Source organism: Candidatus Avoscillospira sp. LCP25S3_F1, from assembly GCF_052117125.1.
Taxonomy (GTDB): Bacteria; Bacillota; Clostridia; order Oscillospirales; family Oscillospiraceae; genus Avoscillospira_A.
In genome coordinates this window covers 1-16,962 of record NZ_JBQKJT010000008.1, presented here as the reverse complement: position 1 = coordinate 16,962, position 16,962 = coordinate 1, and the positions used below count along the sequence as shown (strand labels likewise).

Sequence of the window (16,962 nt, the reverse complement as noted above, 5' to 3'; positions counted from 1 at the left end):
CAAGGAAAAGTCTCGCCGGATTGGGTGAAATCAACGGGTGTGGAACGTCCCTTCCCGGGTCATATTAGACAGGGCGGAGCAAATACAAGTAGGGAAGGGGAACTGGGAATGAAACGATGTAAGATTCGTGTGACCATGGCGGCAGTGATGGCCCTGCTGTTGGCTACGGCGGCAGCGGCCATGCCCCAGACGCTGGTGGCAGTGGGAAGGACGGTGGGCATCCGGTTGGAGACCGACGGCATTCTGGTGGCGGAGCTGGAACCGGGTGGACCGGCGGAACAGGCGGGACTGCGGTCCGGCGATGTCATTGAGACCGTCAACGGCACCGAGATTACCAGCTGTGAGCAGTTTCAGAGCATGCTCCAGAGCTGTGACGGCAGCCCGTTGGATTTGGCCATTGCGCGGGACGGCAAAGACGCCGAAGTGACGGTTGCGCCGACCCGCAGCGCGGGCGGCTGTCATCTGGGCGTGTCTGTGCGGGATTCCATGGCCGGTATTGGTACGGTCACCTATTATGATCCGACCACCGGCGCTTATGGCGCCCTGGGCCACGGTGTCAACGATTTGCAGTCCTTGGTGCTGCTGCCCGTAGAGTCCGGCGAGATTCTGCCCTCCAGCGTGGTGGAAGTCCGTAAGGGCGTCCGGGGGACACCGGGCCTGTTGAAAGGCGCGTTTGATACCTCTACGACGCTGGGAACCGTGGAGCGCAACACAGACCACGGCATTTTTGGACAGTGCAGCGGCCAGTTGGGCGGGATGCCGCTGCCGGTAGCCACTGCCGAGGAGATACAGACCGGCAAGGCCACGATTTTATCCAATGTCCAGAATACCAATGTGGTGGAGTACGCGGTGGAAATCACACGTCTGGACCCCACGGACCAGTCTGGCCGTAATCTGGTGCTGACCATCACCGATGACCGGCTGTTGCAAACCACCGGCGGCATTGTCCAGGGCATGAGCGGTTCGCCGATTCTCCAGAACGGCAAGATTGTGGGTGCCGTTACGCACGTTTTAGTCAATGATCCAACAAAAGGCTATGGAATTTCGATAGAGAATATGCTGGAAGCTGCTGAATAATTGGCATACTGTTTCAATCTGTTGTCCCTGCCGACAATCGCTGGTCGTGCGATTGATCGTAGGGACAACATTTTTTCTTTCATTTTTTGCTTTTTTACGATATGATACTATAAAGGAGGGGCGGTTATGAAAGTACGTATTCGGACGCTATGGAAAGTACCAGTCTTTTGTATGATAGCCAGTTGTGTGAGCTTCTACATAACGGTCTATCTTGGCAGCCACTTTTTCACAGTGGAGACGGTAGGGGCCGATGGTGTTACCCAGGTTTCTGCCGATCCAGTGCGCTCAGCAATATTTAATGCTGCGTTATTCCTGATTGTATTGCTGGTTGGCGGTTTGTGGGTGCTGCGCTCCATGACCAGAAAAGAGATCGCAGTCTCTGCCGGGATTACATCTTTCATTTATTTGCTGATTGTTTTGGCGCAGCTCTATCTTCCGAACTTCCCGCTTTCATGGAGCATGATCCTTGCATACGTTCAAACTTGGACGAGTACAATAGCGTCATTTCTGCTAAAATTGACGGATAACCTCACGCTATCTGTGATTGGTTCCTCTTTTGCACCGCTGCTGTTTATCCTGTTCGGAAGAAAACCAAATACATAATTTTCAGGGGAAGATGTGAATGGACAAAAGAACAAAGGTGAAATTGATTACAACCATTATTTGCATGCTTGTCAGCGTATTTGCCCTATATACATTTATTTTTGTTGCAGACGTTTCCAGGGGCTGGAGAATTGCGTTAATCATCATCGCAATTTTCTGGATATTTTCCGGACTGTCCAATCTTATGGAATACTGCGGAAAGAAACAATAGATAATGGATAAGTAAGCAAACCGCCCACACCGTTTGATGTGGGCGGTTTGCTTATCGATGTACCTTTTCCCGAATCCGGCAGCCGATATAGGAAACGGCAGCCATCAAAATAAAACAAACAATATAAGCCACAAACACACTGGAAAACCGGACAGTCAGGGTAAATCCGAGATTTAAAACAGGAAAGTAAAAAAATTGTGTTACCAATCCGATCCAATTGGACCAATAGGCCCGTAATATCAATTCCTGCACTCCCAGCAGCATCAGATTCAGCGCTGCAAACAGATTGAGAAAGAGCAAAACCTATTTTGTTTGGGTACCCTTTCGATTGCACAGAAAGGCCGGAAGACCCCAAAACAGCAGGAACAGTGTCGCAATCCATCCCAACGGCAGCAGCGTGTCGGGGTGTTCCAGCATATACCAATTCATGGCATAGCCCAGTAGATACGGAATTGCGCTCAGGAGCACCAGAAGAATTGTCATGGCAAACGCCCCCCTTACTCTGGTTCAAGCATAGTATACCATAGCACGCAAAAGATGAAAAACAGAATCGTACCGGTGCTTATCCGGTGACGCGGGATTTCATCTGCTGCTTTTTCTGATACATGTTTCGGTCCGCTTCGTTGAGCATCGGTTCAATGGGCGCATAATAGCCGATGGCGTAGCCTATGGCGAGGGACAGTGGAAAGGGCCTGGTCAGATTCTTTCGGTTGATGGCCAATTCCAGACTGGAAAGGGAAGCAAGGACTTCCGTTTCGCTGATGTGCTCCAACAGTACTAAAAATTCGTCGCCGCCCATACGATAGCAATCGCCCAAAGACGCGAAAATATCGAGAACACATTCCGCAGCGTCGCTGATCAGTTCGTCACCGGCGATGTGGCCCATGGTGTCGTTGGCTTTTTTCAGATTGTTGATATCCATCATGAGACAGGCGCAGGAGCCTTCCAGCACGGAGGATTGACCAATCCGGTCTTCAAAAGCGGTACGGCTTTGGAGCCGGGTCATCAAGTCGGTGCTTGCCAGCTTTTGATAATATTGCAGCCGTGATGCCTTAATCAATTCCCGGTACACATAAAGGACAGCCACCACCAGCAGGGACAGCACAAACAGCAGGACGCCCACGCTGAAAAAGATGATGTACCCGTTGCCCGTATGCAGGTAATAGTCCACCAGGCCGGTGACGCCGCAGCAGCCCAGCAGCAGGAAGCCTACCAACAGGATATACACCTCCCGGCGGGACTCGGTCTTCCGGCGAGTCAACAGGAACCAGGGTACTGCCAGCAGGGTCAGAACCATCAAAATATGCGTGAGAAACAGCGTCTCATGGAGTTGGGCCACCCCCAGGGCCTGGAGCAGGCCCCGAAGCGCCAGATCTGCCAGATGGAGCCAGGTCAGAAGCCGCAGGTACCTGGGCTCCCTCGATGCGAGACTGCGGATAAACAGCAGCAGAAACAAGGGAAGCAGCATAAAGGAATAGTGGGACAACAGGCTCATAACAGCCACGCGGCTTGTAAAAAGCTGGGCAACGGGGGTGCCCGACGCCACCCAGACGCCCATGAGCACCACCAGAATCCCCAGATACCGCAGGGCCCGGGGATGGCCCTCCCGCAGCAGCAGCCGGGTCATCAGGGACAGGGCCAAAATGATGCCGCCCAAAATCAGAAACAGAAAGGCAAATATCAGAGGCGGTGTGCTGATCTGACGATAATAGAGAATCACGTCGCTGCGATTGCCCATCAGCACCATCAACTGGTCGGAGGAACTGGAAACCGTCAGTTCCGCACCCGACGGGTCCTCATCCGGCAAAGCAATCCAGTGGATCATACCCACGTTGTCAAAGGTGCTGGATTGGTAGTTGTAGAGAAGCCGGCCGTCCAGCTCCACCGTAAAGGACGCGCGATTGGCGGAAATGGTACAGATGGGTTGATTCCAGGCGTACTCCGGCAGGGTCTGATGGTAGACGGTATGGCCGTTTTCCTCCAAGGCGCCGGCAGCGGTGAGCTGAATCAGCAGGGGCTGTGCCTCCATGCGGTACACAGCGGGCCGCCGCAGAGCCTGGACAAACACGGCGGCAAAGGCCAGAAGCGTCAGCGCCACCAGAACAATATGCAGTACAACAGAGGAAATCCGCGCTTTGGACATGAACTGTACCCTCTTTTTCCTGTAAAAAAATTTGAATGTTTCTAATTTGGTTATATCATATTTTTTTCCACTGCACAAGGGACAACTGCCACATGTCGGTAAAAAAACACCCGGGACGCCAAGGCATCCCGGGTGAAAAACAAATCAGAATGTCTCCTTGTGAACCTTGGACCAGTCCAGGGACTCCAGGGAACGGGGGGCCGGATGGGACGCCGCCACGCCCAGGGACAGCATGGCTTCCAGACGATACCCCTCCGGGTAGTGGAGCAGGCTGCGGATGTAGTCCTCGGTGTCGCGGCCGTCGGGGGCTTTGCGCAGACGGCCCTGCACCCAGCAGCTGCCCAGGCCCAGGGCGTCGGCCATCAGGTGCATATTGGACATGGCGATGGAGCAGTCCTCGATCCACACGTCGCACTTGGCCTCGTCGGCCACCACCACAATGGCGCAGTCGGCCTTGGCCAGCATCCCGGCTCCGGCAGTGCGGCAGCGGGACAGATGGGACAGCGTCTCCTTGTCCCGCACCACGATAAACTCCCACGGGCACAGGGAGCGGCTGCTAGCTGAGAGCAGGCCCGCCTGGAGAATCTTCTCCAGTACGTCGTCCGGTACCGGCTCGCCGGTGTAGGAGCGGACGCTGTGACGGTGCTGCAACAGGTTCATCAGTTCCATAATAATGCCTCCTATGAGTTATAAAAAATAGGGAAGACTGGGTATTGTGATGGGATAGCGTTCCGACTGCCTCCGCAACAATGCGAAGCATGGATTCAGAGCAAAAGAAAAATTTCCGGACAGGGATTCCAAGGGAATCCCTGTCCAAATTAAAGTTTTACTCAATTTTTTTCAAAAAATTGTAGGGTCCAGGGGCAAAGCCCCGGTCGCGCCTCGCAAGGCGCGAAACACCCCCGACACTGCACCCCTTACTCCGCGTGGACCGCGTCCTTGGGGCAGCCGTTCAGGCAGACGCCGCAGCGGCGGCATTTGCCCTCGTCGATGTGGAAGGGCTTTTTCTTTTCGCCGGAAATGGCGTCCACGGGGCAGTTCCGGGCGCACTTGGTGCAGCCGATGCACTCGGATTCCTCAATCCAAATACGGCGGTAGTAGGGGCGTTCCTTGGGCGCGCCGTTCTCGTCCACCAGGGAGATGACGTCCACGGGACATTCCGGGGCGCAGAAACCGCACTCCTTGCACTTTTTCGGGTCAATGTAGCAGCTGTGGCTGTCGGTGACCGGCGCGCCGTCGGCCTGCTGCTGGTAGTGGGGGTCCACAATCTCCACCGCGCCGAAGGGACAGGCCCGGTAGCAGGCCTGACAACCTACGCAGTATTGAACGTTGATTTGATAAGCCATGATCGGTTCCTCCTTCCCTTACGCGCCGTAGAGGTCGGCAATGACCTCATCCATGCCGCCCAGCCATTCCAGCGTCTCCTTGTAGGGCTTGCCGTCCATATCCAGCCACATGGCTTCATAGAACGTGTCGATGCCCTGGTCCACATTGTGGGTCACACCGGCGTTGGCGCCGGACTCCAGCGGCGGCTTGCCGATGATCTTGTCGCTGAACTTGAAATCGCCCCGCTTCCAGCCCTCGCGGACGTTGAAGGCGTTGCGCATATGGAAAATCCGCATGCCCACCATATGCCGCTCCATGGGCGTATAGGTGAAGCCGGTAATGGCTTCCAGGTAATCCCACTTTAAACCGGCGATGGGGGAGTCGTACATGTGGCAGTAGCAGCAGCACTCGGAGAACATGTTCTCGCTCTTGAGCTTGGCGGCGGTGAAGCCCAAACCCCGCTGGTTGTAGCGCGTCTCCTTGTCCTTGCCTCGGAGCGCACCGCCTAGGGGACTCTTCATGTGGCGGCCCGGCGTGGGCTCGATGGCCCCTTCGATCAGATACCAGGGGGAGTTGCGCGGGTCGTGAAGGGCCGACTCGATGCCGCCGATGGTGAACAGATACTCGTGGCCCTTGCCCAGCAGGTCGGCGGCGTACTGGGTGCCGTTGGTGAGAATCCGGCCGATCTCGCCGTCAAAATTGCACATGGCTTCGGCCACGGCCTCCATGGCCTCCGGGTCGCCCCACTTGTAGTCGATGCCGTTGAGCTGCTCCCGGGTCAGAACGCCCTTTTCATAACATTCGCAGGCCCAGGACAGGGTGTTGATAAAGGCGATGGCGTCAAAGCCGTACTCGTTGGTCAGATAGTTGATGTACACCACGGCATCCCGGTCGGAGTTGAGCATATTGGAGCTGAGGCCCGCCTGGGACTCGTACTCGGGACGGGACGCACCCCGCTTGGGCAGTTTGCCCTTGGGGTCGTTGATCTCATAGGTCGCGCCGCAGCCCAGGGGGCAGCAGTGGCAGACGTACCGCTTGGACTTGTAACCGGTCTCATAGGCGGGTTCATAGATGGCGTTGCCCTTGTCCAGGGGATAGTCGGCCTCGTAAGTGCTGGACCAGTTCTTGACGCCGGCGTCGTCGATGAGCAGCATGGCTTTCATCTGGCCCGGCGTGCCCCAGTTGCCCCAGTCTCGGACCTCCTTGTTGGAGCCGTGGAGCATGTCGTCGGCCACTTGGCGGTTCAGTGCCACCAGCTTCGCCTTGTCGTAGATGGGCACCTCCTGGTCGCCCCGGACCACCACGGCTTTGAGCTTCTTGCTGCCCATGACCGCGCCGGTGCCGCCGCGGCCCGCCGCCCGGTGCTCGTCGTTCATGACGCAGGCCATATGGCTCATATGCTCACCGGCGGGGCCGATGATGGCGGCGTTCATGTCCTTACCCACCTCGTCCCGCAGAATCGTCTCCACCTCGATGGTGCGCTTGCCCCACAGGTGGGAGGCGTCGCGGATCTCCACTTCGCCGTTGTTCAGGTACAGATAGACCGGCTTGTCGGAAATGCCCTTGACGAACACGCCGTCAAAGCCTGAGTGGCGCAGCTGCGCGCCGAAATAGCCGCCGGAATTGGCGTCGTTCCACATGCCCGTCACCGGCGATTTCGACACCACCATGTAACGGCCGCCGAAAAACGCTCGGGACGCGCTCATGGGACCGCTCATAAATCCGATCATGCTCTCCGGGGCGAAGACATCGGTGTGGGCCGGCATTTCGTCGTAGAGAATCTTGGCGCCGATTCCGTAACCGCCGATAAAGTTTTTGGCCAGCTCCTCGCTGAGGGGCCGCACTTCCCAGGTGCCGGTGGACAGGTCTACAAAGAGCAGCTTGCCCATGTAACCATACAGCATCTTTCCTACTCTCCTTTACATCGTTAAGGCTTGGGCCGGTCGTCACCCGCCCAGCAGGGTCTTCATGAGAATGAGACGATCTCCGTCGTGCAGGACTGCGTCGCCCTGGCAGTGACGGGAGTTGCACAGGAGCATATGACTGCTCAGGACTTCCGCCGCCGTGCGGGAGCCGGTGAGTCCCTGCCGCTCCATGGCGGTGACGGCGTCGGCGGCGGTTGCCCCGTCAGGCAGTTCCAACCGCTGGCCGTCGGGCAGACGGGGCAGCAGCATGCTTTCCACGATCAGTTCGATCTGCATGGGTATCCTCCTTTGCATGGAAACAGGGTATTCGTAATGCGAACTTTATGATTGCATTATAAACATCTGTATGGTAGCATAATGTTCATAGAACTGTCAACCGGATTGGAAGATTTTTAGCGACTATCACAAAAAGGAAGGGATGTTATGGAGCAGAACCGTCAATCGATTTCCGCCACACTGGTGCGGGGCCTGCTGGAATCAGGCAAAACCACCTGGATTCAGCGGTTTTTGGCGGAGGACCCGTTGCCCAAACCGGTTTTGGTCATCGCCTGCGAAGAGGGAATGGAAGAACTTCAGCCCATGGATGGCGTCCACTGTGTCTATATCGACGGGGAAGCGGACATGACCAGGGAACGATTTCTCGCCCTGGAAGATCAATACCGACCAGCGTCCATTGTCATTGAGTGCAATGCCATGTGGCGGGCTGTGGGCTTTGCCATGCCGCTGCGGTGGCGGCCGGAGCGGACCGTGGCGTTGCTGGACGGCTCCATGCTGCCCGTTCAGCTGAGCAACTTGCGGGCGTTTCTGGGACCGGTGCTCAGCCGGTGCGACGAAATCCACGTCAATCGGCTGCCGTCGCCGGAGGCTCTTCGTGGTTGTAAGGCCAGTCTCCGGGCGCTGCTGGAGAATCCCAAAGTGGTGCGGCTTCACTGTGCGGACGGGGAGCACGGCCTGGACGATGTGCCGGATGACGTACCCTATGACCTGGACCAACCGGTGGTGACCATTGCCCCGGAACACTTTGTCTACTGGTTTCACGACTGCCGGGACCACCCGGACCGCTACAACGGGAAAGTCATTGCTGTGGAAGGTACCGTCAAACGAGGCCCACAGCTGGGGCCGGGGGAATTTGCCATTGGCCGCATGGCGATGACCTGCTGTGAGGCGGATATGAGCTTTTTGGGCTATTTGGCCCACTATGACGGCATAGAAACGCTGGAACGGTTCGCCTATGTGGCCGTGGAAGCCCGGATGACGTACCGGTATCTCCGCCAATATGACGATGTGGCGCCCTATCTGGAAGTGCTGCGGCTGACGGAGCACCGGCCCCAGCAGGACTATGTCAGTGCTATTTTCTAGGGAGGGCTTGTATGAGACCCCAATATGAACGGAATTTCCCGGCCATTTCGGTGGAGGAACAGGAGACATTACGGCAAAAACACGTCCTGGTTCTGGGTTGCGGTGGCCTGGGCGGGTATTTGATTGAACTGCTGGCCCGTCTGGGGGTAGGGCGGCTGACGGTAGTGGACGGCGACTGCTTTGAACCGTCCAATCAGAACCGCCAGCTCTACAGCACCCCGGCCCGCCTGGGCCGGTCCAAGGCCCGAACGGCGGCGGAGCGGGTGGGGGAGATCGCACCGGAGACAGCGGTGGAACCGGTGATGGAATTTTTTACGGAGGACAACGCCGACGCGCTGGTGCGGGGTGTTGATCTGGTGGTGGACGCTCTGGACAACCTGCCCGCCCGGCTGCTGCTGGAGGATGTCTGCGACCGCCACAATGTACCCTATGTCCATGGAGCCATTTTGGGGTGGAATCTTCAGGTGACCACTGGCTTGCCCTGTTCCCGGGTGCTTCATGGGTTGTATGGGGGAATTTCACAGCAGACACCCGACGACCCGGCTTATAAAACCAGCCTATCCATGACACCGGCTGTCTGTGCTGGGATGCAGGTTGCCGAGGCGTTGAAGCTGCTGACCGGCCGGCTACCGGCCTTGGCAGGCAAATTGCTGTTGCTGGATCTGCGGACCATGGAGCAGCGTATGATCACACTGTAGGGAAGCGGGGCATCATCCGACGGATGATGCCCCGCTTTTTTTATTTTTTAAGGGTAATCGCGATAATTTGTTCACACTGTGAAACTATACTATTATGATGGTAAAATCGATAAATCCTGCAAAAAGATCATGGCATAAGAAGTTTTTATAAAAAAGTACAGTTATCACGATAACTTTACAGAAGCGTATAGAACACGAATTTTGTAAAAATCAATGGAGAATTCCCCGTGAAGTGCAACGAAATTTTCATGTCCTATTTGTGTAAAAGGTATAAAAGTTGCTGGAATTCCATCAAGTTGACATGGCGATATTGACAATCTCTGGGGAAAGGGGTACAGTGATGTTGCAATGAATGTCACATTGCAAACTGACATTTCACATAGTGAACGAGAAAGGAGGTCGTTATGCAGCCATGGAGTGAGGCCCAGGAGTCTCTTTATGGAGAGCAGACACGGCTGACTCTGGAAAATATGACCTTTTCCGGCGTGCCCCTGTCTCGGTATCCCGCATATCTGCGGGCAGCGGCCCAGGTAAAGGCGGCATGTGCCAGGGCAAATGCCCGGGCGGGATTGCTGCCCCCGGAAAAAGCGGAGGCCATTGAAGCGGCCTGCCGTCAGATTGGTTCCGGCCGGTACGACAACCAGTTCCCTGTGGATGTGTACCACGGCGGCGGCGGCATCGGCATCAATATGAACCTCAATGAGGTCATCGCCACGTTGGCCGGTGGGGACGTCCACCCAGTCAACGACGTCAACTGTTCCCAATCTACCTCGGACGTCTGCCATACGTCCCTGCGGCTGGCCTTGCTGGAGGGGCTGGAGACCCTGGACGAGGAAATCCACCTTTGGGTGGAGCAGTTGGAGGAATTGGCCCGGCGCTTTGATCCCGTGCCCACCATTGCCCGCACCTGCTGGCAGGACGGCATGCAGATTTCTGCCGGGGCGTTGTTCTCCGCCACAGCCTCGGCCATTGCCCGGCAGCGGAAGGAACTGCGCCGGTGGCGGGAAACGCTACACGAAATCAACCTGGGCTGGACAGTCATCGGCGATGGAACCGGTGCTCCCAAAGCCTATCGGGAGCAGATTCTCCCAGCCCTGCGCGCCGTCACCGGACGGGCGTTAACCTGGCAGGAAAACCTGCTGGACGCTGCTGAGTACCCCGACGATGTAGCCGCCGTCTCCGCAGCTGTCACGCGACTCAGTCAGATTCTGGCCAAATTTTCCCGCGATCTGCGGCTTCTGTCCTCAGGCCCCGACACGGGCCTCCGGGAGATGCAGCTGCCCGCAGTCCAGGCCGGTTCCTCTTTCTTCCCCGGCAAGGTCAATCCGGTGCTGCCGGAAATGATGATCCAGTGTGCTATGCTCATTGAGGGAAGCGACGGTATCATCCAGCGGGCCGTGGGCCTGGGAGAAGTCCACATCAATCTCTGGGAGGAGCTTATGGGCTTTTTGCTTCTGGAGAGCATCGACCGTCTGCGCGCCGCCATGGAGCGGCTTCGGGTCCGGTGCGTCGCGGGCATCGTCCTCAACGAGGACGTGTGCCGGAAGTACGCTGCCGCCCGCATCCCGCAGATCGTCGCCTACAAGGAAACCTACGGTTACGCCTACCTGTCCAAACGCATCAAAGCCGAGGGACTGGAAGCCGTCACCGCAGATTTACAGCGCAATCCGCTGCCACACGGCGGCGAGCGCTGACACTCCCGCATCTTACATACCAACTACCAATTTCACAAATCATTATTTAGGAGGTTCCCGCTATGAAAATGAGAGCATCTGTTATGACCGGCGTCGGCAAGCCCCTGGAAGTCCGCGAAGTCGAGCTCCACGAGCCCAAGGCCAATGAGGTTCTGGTGAAGATCCGCGCCACTGCTGTCTGTCACAGCGACCTGAACGTGCTGGAGGACCCCACCACTCCCATTCCCCAGGTCCTGGGCCATGAGGGTGCCGGCGAGGTCGTGGCCGTGGGCCCCAACGTCACCACCTGCAAGGTGGGCGACCATGTGGTCCTCAGCTGGGTGCCCTACTGCGGTACCTGCGCCTACTGCCGCGCCGGTAAGGTGAACCTCTGTGAAGCGGCCTTCGGTCCCATGTTCGGCGGCACCCTCATGGACGGCACCCCCCGTATGAGCATGGACGGCGGCCCCCTGTATCACTGCTCCCTGCTGTCCACCTTTGCTGAGTATACCGTGGTCCCCGAGATGAGCTGCGTTAAGGTGGCCGATGAGATGCCCTTCGCCCAGGCCTGCATGATCGGCTGCGGCGTGGCCACCGGTTACGGCGCAGCCGTCCGGGCCGCCAAGGTGGAGCCCGGTTCCTCCGTGGCCGTCTTCGGCATCGGCGGCGTCGGCGCCAACGCCCTCCAGGGCGCCCGCATCGCCGGCGCGTCCAAGATCATCGCCTGCGACATCAAGGACGACAACCTGGAGCTGGCCAAGAAGTACGGCGCCACCGACACCGTCAACACCATGACCGTGGCCGACGTGCCCGCTGCCATCAAGGAGATGACCGACGGCCTGGGCGTGGAATTCGCCATTGACTGCACCGGCAACACCAAGGTTGGCTCCATGGCCTTCCAGTCCGGCCGCAAGGGCTCCACCACCGTGGTCATCGGCGCGTATCCCGCCGACGGCACCCTGGCCCTGCCCTCCGGCTCCTTCCACCGTTACGGCAAGATTCTCAAGGGCAGCTTCTACGGCGACGTGAACCCCTTCAACGACTTCCCCAGAATCGCGCAGCTGTACCTGGACGGCAAGTACGATCTGGACAGCCTGATTATCGAGAAGATCGGCCTGGAGGACATCAACCGGGTCTTCGACATCTTCCACGATCCCAAGGGCAAGAACATGGGCCGCTACGTCATCGAATTCGACTGATTTTTTTAGCGGCGGTGCGGGACAGATCGGCTGCGGCCCTCGCCGGGCCTGCTTCGCCGGGTCCGCGCTGTGGCTGCTTGCCATACATCCAGTATGGCGGCGCATCCACACCTTGTCCCGACGAACCATTCCGCGCCGAGTCCTCTTGCCGGTCTGCCCCTTACCGCCTTTGCGCTTGACCGGAAGGGACTGCAAGGATGAGACGGACCGGGCAGGGAAGTGCATATCAACCATAAAAATTCTGGCCCCGGATTCCTGGGGAATCCGGGGTCAATGGAAAGTTTTACTCGATTTTGGGCAATCCGCCGCCCGTTGTCAAAAGTTGTCGGCGAGGAATTTTCTGTCAGGGCAAGACGCGGCTTTGCAGGCATACTGGATGTATGGCCAAAAGCCACACCGCAGCCATGGCGGAAAAGGCCCGGCGACAACCGCCGACACACGGGTGGGGGATTGCCCCATACAAAAAATCGCAGGGGGTTTGGGGGACGGCGTCCCCCAAGGATAAGAGGCGTTACCGATTACAGCAGCTCCGCGCCGATTTCGGCGCAGGCGGAGAGCAGCAGAGGCGCTACGTCGATCATATTCTGCCGGGTGAACCGAGTATCGGGACCGCCGATGCCTAAAAAGGCCACCAGCTGTCCATCGGCGTAGATGGGCGCGGAAATGCCGTTTTCGCCTGCGCTCCATTCATTCTCAACGGTGCCGTAGCCCCGCTGGGCGGTAAGCCGGACGGCTTCCCGGACGGCTTCCAGGTCCTCCACAGGCTGCAAGGAAAAGCTCAGGGGCTGCTGACGGAGCAGCTGCTCCAGCTCCCGGGGGGGGAGGTTGGCCAGCAGCACTTTACCGTTGGAGGTGTTCCAAAGGGGCGTGATTTGATTGGTGTAATCCTTCAGCCGGATGCTGAGGGGGGAATCCATCTGATAGACGACCAACGTCCCGCCGGCGTGGGGGACGCTGAGGATCAGGGATTCCTGGGTATGCGCCACCAGCCGCTCCATGGCGGGCTGGGCGCGGCGAATCAGGGCCGCGTACCGCCGCTGGGGCGCGGTACACAGCATGGTGGACCCATAGCCCAGATCATAGTCCTTGGTCTTTGGGTTGCGACAGAGAAAGTGATACTTCTCCAGGGTGGAGAGAAGCCGCCAGACGGTGGTGCGGTTGAGTCCCGTCCGCTCACAGAGAACGGGCAGGGATACAGGACCGTCTTCCTCACCGATCATCTGTAATAAATACAGTGCGCGCTCCACAGACTGGGCGCCGGCGGCACTGCGTTTTTCGGCCTGAGCCGGGGGTGTTTGTGTCGATGGTGACAAAATGCCTACCTCCCATGGCTCCAACAGCCCGGTGGCGTCGGAGCGAGTTTCCCCTATCATATCATAGCTTTTGACAAAAGAAAAGCACTATGAGCAAAAAGTTCAATACATGAACAATCCCAATGACATAGCAAGAGGTGGATACCCATGCGAATCGAGCACGATTTCCTCGGCCAGATGGAGCTGGAGGATCAGGCGTATTACGGCATACAGACGGTGCGGGGCGTGCAGAACTCCAACGTCACCGGCCACACCTATGGTGAGGACGGTATGAAAGTGGTCCGGGCCATGGCCCGCATCAAGAAGGCGGCGGCTCTGGCCAATGAGCAGATCGGCGCCCTGGACGAAAAGCGGGCTTGGGCCATCGGCGTGGCGGTGGATGAGGTCCTGGCCGGAAAGCTGGACGACCAATTCCCCGTGGACATGGTCACCGGCGGCGGCGGCGTCAGTATCCATATGAACCTCAACGAGGTTCTGGCCCACCGGGCCTCGATGCTGCTGGACGGTATGGAAGTACACCCCAATACCCATGTGAACATGGGACAGTCCACCAATGATGTGCTGCCATCGGCCATGCTGCTGACGACCCACAGTCTCATTCTGGAAGTGGTCAAGGCTGTGGACGTGTTGGCGGAAGCGGTAGCCGAACGAGCCGAGGCATTCAAAGATGTGGTCAAGCTGGGCCGCACCTGCCTCCAGGACGCCATGCCTGTTACCGTGGGCCAGGAGCTCAGCGGCTGGCACAGCTTCCTGGTGCGCCACAAGCAGTTGCTCCAGTACCGGGCCGAGGAATGTCTGGCACTGCCTCTGGGCGGTACTGCCGTCGGCACCGGCGTGGGGGCCATGCCCGGCTACGTGGACGCCGTGTACCCCCATCTGAAAACCCTGACCGGTTACGACGTGCAGCCTGCCGACAATTTCTTTGACGCCATGCAGTTTGCTGACGAGTATGTGCATGTGTCGGCCACGTTGAAATCACTGGCCGCCGGCGTTTCCAAAATGGCCTCGGACCTGCGGATTTTGTCCTCCGGCCCCCGGGGCGGCTTCGGAGAGCTGCGGCTGCCGGCGGTGCTGCCGGGCTCGTCCATCATGCCGGGCAAGATGAATCCCATCCTGCCGGAACTGATGATCGAGATTTATCTGCTGGTCCATGGCAACGATGCCGCTGTCACCATGGCCGCCGAACGGGGCGAGCTGGACCTGAACGTCTGGGAGGCCGTCATCACCAAGTGCATCCTGGAATCCTGCCGCCTCCTGCGCCGGGGCCTGCCTAGGTTCGCCCGGGACTGCATCGCGGGGCTGTCGGTCAACGAGGCCCACTGCCGCCGCCAGGCGGAGACTTCCGCCGCCATCGCCATGGTCATTTCCGCCGTCTTCGGCTATGAGACCGGCTCCGCCGTGGCCCGCCAGGCCCTGGAGGACAACAAGACCGTGGCCCAGGTGGCCGTAGAGCAGGGGCTTCTGGACGCTGATACGGCCAAGCGGCTCCTGGACCCGTCCCTCATGACCCACGGTGATTCCATGGCAGACGCCATCGCACAGCTGCGCCGCACGGTGCAGAACCCATCCGCATCCCCTAAAGAATCCGGCTGACGGGCCGAATGTAAGAAGGAGGAGAATCATCCCATGAAGAAAAAGTTTACCATCCGACCGGCGGTCCTGCTGGTCCCGTCCCTGATCTTTATTGTGGTCATCGCGTTGTCCCTGGGCATTGGCCAGGCCTTCACCGATACCCTGACCAAGGGCTTTGAGGTATTGCAGTACAACCTGGGCTGGGTGGTCAGCCTGACCATGTTGCTGTTTGTGGGCTTCGTGGCTGTGGTCATTTTCCATCCCATCGGCAAAATCAAACTGGGCGGCCCCAACGCCAAGCCCAAAATGTCCTATTGGCAATGGTTCGTCGTGGCCCTCTGCGCCGGCATCGGTACCGGTGTCGTGTTCTGGGGCGCTGTGGAACCGCTGCTCTTTACCTTTGAGCCCGCCCCCAGCCTCCACCTGGAGCCCGGCAGCAATGAGGCGGTCATCTGGGCCATGAGCACCACGTTCCTCCATTGGACCCTGACCCCCTACGCCATCTATGTGGCCTTCGGCCTGGTTCTGGCCTACGTCATCCACAACATGCGCAAGCCCTTCAACGTCTCCTCGGGCCTGATTCCCGTGGTGGGCGACAAGCTGGCCAAGGGCAAGCTGGGTACCTTCATTGATATGCTGACTTGCTTCGCTCTCATTGGCGGCGTCGCTGGTTCCTTGGGCTACGGCATCTTGCAGCTGTCCACCGGCGTGGATATTGTTTTCGGCATCGAGCCCACCAAGTTCGTCTACTTCATCGTGGCCGTGATCATCTTCGCCGCCTACACCTCCACCGCCGTCAGCGGCCTCAACCGCGGCATCATGTGGCTGGGCGACAAAAACGCATGGTTCTATGTGATCCTGCTGCTGTTCCTGCTGATCTGCGGCCCCGCCTCTTACATCTTTAATTTGCTGACCCAGTCTCTGGGCCACTACTTCAACAACTTTATCGAGTCCATGACCTTCACCGCCCCGTTCCCCGACAGTGAACTGTGGCCCCAGTGGTGGGATCAGTACTGGTGGGTGGACTGGCTCAGCTACGGTCCCCTCATGGGTCTGTTCTTCGTCCGCCTGGGCTATGGCCGGACCCTCCGGGAGTTCGTCGTGGTCAACTGGGTTATGCCCTCTATCTTCGGCTTCATCTGGTTTGCCATCTTCGGCGGCACTGTCCTCCATGCGCAGATTTTTGAAGGCGTCGATTACTACTCCGTCTACCTGGAAAAGGGCATGGAAGCCATGACGCTGGAGGCTTTCAACGGCGTGCCCTTCGCTCCCGTTGTTAAGGCATTCATGCTGTTGATCATTGCTGTGTCCTTCATCACCCTGGCCAACTCCATGATCTCCACCATCGCCTCCATGAGCATCAAAAACAGCTCCGAGAATGAGGAAGCGCCTTTTGCCCTCAAGCTGTTCTGGGGCCTGCTCATCGCTGCGGCCGCCCTGGTGTTCACTATGGCCGGCGGTGTGGACGGCGTCAAGATGGTCAAGACTTTCGCTGGTTTCCCCATCGTATTCCTGGGATTGGTTATGATTATCGGATTCATCATCTATATGGCAAAGCGACCGCGGGATGCTTCGGGCAACTTTGAGTATGAAGAAGCCATTGCCGATGCGCCAGACAACGGTGAACCCTGCGCGCCTCCGTCTCCCACCATGGAGAAGCTGAAGGCGTGGATTCACAAGAAGAAATAGGGTACTTTCCAAGAGGCGCTGCTTCAGCAGCGTCTCTCAGTCTGTCGAAAAAGTCCAGCGAAAGCTGGGCTTTTTCGTTTGTAAGAGGTATAATAGCAGCAGGTGGTGAGAAAGATGCTGGAACGTGGGAAGATGGATCGCAATGTGATAGAGATGGTGGAAATAGATAGCCTG

Annotated in this window: 15 protein-coding genes; 8 read left to right on the top strand and 7 right to left on the bottom strand. The window is 58.0% G+C overall.

Annotated elements, in window-relative coordinates; all coding sequences use genetic code 11:
- The first annotated feature begins 108 nt into the window (after positions 1-108).
- Both spoIVB and ACTQ33_RS08750 read left to right on the top strand, forming a co-directional pair.
- Positions 109-1,077 carry a SpoIVB peptidase gene (gene spoIVB, locus ACTQ33_RS08755; protein WP_441463958.1) on the top strand — a complete coding sequence of 323 codons (969 nt, stop codon included), beginning with the start codon at positions 109-111 and terminating at the stop codon, positions 1,075-1,077.
- Between the two features lie 126 nt (positions 1,078-1,203).
- A complete protein-coding gene (locus tag ACTQ33_RS08750; RefSeq protein WP_441463956.1) occupies positions 1,204-1,680 on the top strand; it encodes a hypothetical protein in 477 nt (158 codons plus the stop codon).
- Between the two features lie 514 nt (positions 1,681-2,194).
- On the opposite strand, the gene ACTQ33_RS08745 is transcribed toward ACTQ33_RS08750, so the two are convergent.
- From ACTQ33_RS08745 to ACTQ33_RS08720, 6 genes are all read right to left on the bottom strand, one after another.
- Positions 2,195-2,374, bottom strand: coding sequence for a hypothetical protein (locus tag ACTQ33_RS08745; protein ID WP_441463954.1), 180 nt, complete (start codon positions 2,372-2,374; stop codon positions 2,195-2,197).
- A gap of 79 nt (positions 2,375-2,453) precedes the next feature.
- Positions 2,454-4,034 carry a GGDEF domain-containing protein gene (locus ACTQ33_RS08740; protein WP_441463952.1) on the bottom strand — a complete coding sequence of 527 codons (1,581 nt, stop codon included), beginning with the start codon at positions 4,032-4,034 and terminating at the stop codon, positions 2,454-2,456.
- 144 nt (positions 4,035-4,178) lie between these two features.
- Positions 4,179-4,703, bottom strand: a complete 525-nt coding sequence (locus tag ACTQ33_RS08735) for a nitroreductase family protein (RefSeq protein ID WP_441463950.1) — start codon at positions 4,701-4,703, stop codon at positions 4,179-4,181.
- A 248-nt stretch (positions 4,704-4,951) separates the two neighbouring features.
- Positions 4,952-5,380, bottom strand: a complete 429-nt coding sequence (locus tag ACTQ33_RS08730) for a 4Fe-4S binding protein (RefSeq protein ID WP_441463948.1) — start codon at positions 5,378-5,380, stop codon at positions 4,952-4,954.
- Positions 5,381-5,398: 18 nt separating this feature from the next.
- Positions 5,399-7,264, bottom strand: coding sequence for an aldehyde ferredoxin oxidoreductase family protein (locus ACTQ33_RS08725; protein WP_441463946.1), 1,866 nt, complete (start codon positions 7,262-7,264; stop codon positions 5,399-5,401).
- Between the two features lie 42 nt (positions 7,265-7,306).
- A complete protein-coding gene (locus tag ACTQ33_RS08720) occupies positions 7,307-7,561 on the bottom strand; it encodes a hypothetical protein (RefSeq protein WP_441463944.1) in 255 nt (84 codons plus the stop codon).
- Between the two features lie 147 nt (positions 7,562-7,708).
- On the opposite strand from ACTQ33_RS08720, the gene ACTQ33_RS08715 reads away from it, so the two are divergent.
- The 4 genes from ACTQ33_RS08715 to ACTQ33_RS08700 all read left to right on the top strand — a co-directional run bounded on the left by ACTQ33_RS08715 (position 7,709) and on the right by ACTQ33_RS08700 (position 12,214).
- A complete protein-coding gene (locus ACTQ33_RS08715) occupies positions 7,709-8,644 on the top strand; it encodes a TIGR03943 family putative permease subunit (RefSeq protein ID WP_441463942.1) in 936 nt (311 codons plus the stop codon).
- 11 nt (positions 8,645-8,655) lie between these two features.
- Complete coding sequence (locus ACTQ33_RS08710) at positions 8,656-9,342, top strand: HesA/MoeB/ThiF family protein (RefSeq protein WP_441463940.1); 687 nt, start codon at positions 8,656-8,658, stop codon at positions 9,340-9,342.
- A gap of 404 nt (positions 9,343-9,746) precedes the next feature.
- Entirely contained in the window at positions 9,747-11,036 is a 1,290-nt protein-coding gene (locus tag ACTQ33_RS08705; protein WP_441463938.1) for a lyase family protein, read from the top strand.
- Between the two features lie 62 nt (positions 11,037-11,098).
- Entirely contained in the window at positions 11,099-12,214 is a 1,116-nt protein-coding gene (locus ACTQ33_RS08700) for a Zn-dependent alcohol dehydrogenase (protein ID WP_441463936.1), read from the top strand.
- 518 nt (positions 12,215-12,732) lie between these two features.
- Here the strand turns inward: ACTQ33_RS08700 and ACTQ33_RS08695 are convergent.
- Positions 12,733-13,527, bottom strand: a complete 795-nt coding sequence (locus ACTQ33_RS08695) for an IclR family transcriptional regulator (protein WP_441463934.1) — start codon at positions 13,525-13,527, stop codon at positions 12,733-12,735.
- Between the two features lie 147 nt (positions 13,528-13,674).
- Between ACTQ33_RS08695 and ACTQ33_RS08690 the strand changes: the two genes are divergently transcribed.
- Together ACTQ33_RS08690 and ACTQ33_RS08685 are read left to right on the top strand one after the other, a co-directional pair.
- Positions 13,675-15,120, top strand: a complete 1,446-nt coding sequence (locus ACTQ33_RS08690) for a lyase family protein (RefSeq protein ID WP_441463932.1) — start codon at positions 13,675-13,677, stop codon at positions 15,118-15,120.
- Between the two features lie 33 nt (positions 15,121-15,153).
- Positions 15,154-16,788 (top strand): BCCT family transporter, encoded by a 1,635-nt coding sequence (locus ACTQ33_RS08685; RefSeq protein ID WP_441463930.1) that lies wholly within the window; start codon positions 15,154-15,156, stop codon positions 16,786-16,788.
- The last annotated feature ends 174 nt before the right edge of the window (positions 16,789-16,962 follow it).

Bases quoted from the DNA above. Each gene is read 5' to 3' on its own strand.
- ACTQ33_RS08750 (WP_441463956.1), top strand. From the start codon at position 1,204: ATGAAAGTACGTATTCGGACGCTATGGAAAGTACCAGTCTTTTGTATG.
- ACTQ33_RS08740 (WP_441463952.1), bottom strand. From the start codon at position 4,034: ATGTCCAAAGCGCGGATTTCCTCTGTTGTACTGCATATTGTTCTGGTG.
- ACTQ33_RS08705 (WP_441463938.1), top strand. From the start codon at position 9,747: ATGCAGCCATGGAGTGAGGCCCAGGAGTCTCTTTATGGAGAGCAGACA.
- ACTQ33_RS08725 (WP_441463946.1), bottom strand. From the start codon at position 7,264: ATGCTGTATGGTTACATGGGCAAGCTGCTCTTTGTAGACCTGTCCACC.
- ACTQ33_RS08745 (WP_441463954.1), bottom strand. From the start codon at position 2,374: ATGACAATTCTTCTGGTGCTCCTGAGCGCAATTCCGTATCTACTGGGC.
- ACTQ33_RS08685 (WP_441463930.1), top strand. From the start codon at position 15,154: ATGAAGAAAAAGTTTACCATCCGACCGGCGGTCCTGCTGGTCCCGTCC.
- ACTQ33_RS08720 (WP_441463944.1), bottom strand. From the start codon at position 7,561: ATGCAGATCGAACTGATCGTGGAAAGCATGCTGCTGCCCCGTCTGCCC.
- ACTQ33_RS08690 (WP_441463932.1), top strand. From the start codon at position 13,675: ATGCGAATCGAGCACGATTTCCTCGGCCAGATGGAGCTGGAGGATCAG.
- ACTQ33_RS08710 (WP_441463940.1), top strand. From the start codon at position 8,656: ATGAGACCCCAATATGAACGGAATTTCCCGGCCATTTCGGTGGAGGAA.
- spoIVB (WP_441463958.1), top strand. From the start codon at position 109: ATGAAACGATGTAAGATTCGTGTGACCATGGCGGCAGTGATGGCCCTG.
- ACTQ33_RS08730 (WP_441463948.1), bottom strand. From the start codon at position 5,380: ATGGCTTATCAAATCAACGTTCAATACTGCGTAGGTTGTCAGGCCTGC.
- ACTQ33_RS08700 (WP_441463936.1), top strand. From the start codon at position 11,099: ATGAAAATGAGAGCATCTGTTATGACCGGCGTCGGCAAGCCCCTGGAA.
- ACTQ33_RS08735 (WP_441463950.1), bottom strand. From the start codon at position 4,703: ATGGAACTGATGAACCTGTTGCAGCACCGTCACAGCGTCCGCTCCTAC.
- ACTQ33_RS08715 (WP_441463942.1), top strand. From the start codon at position 7,709: ATGGAGCAGAACCGTCAATCGATTTCCGCCACACTGGTGCGGGGCCTG.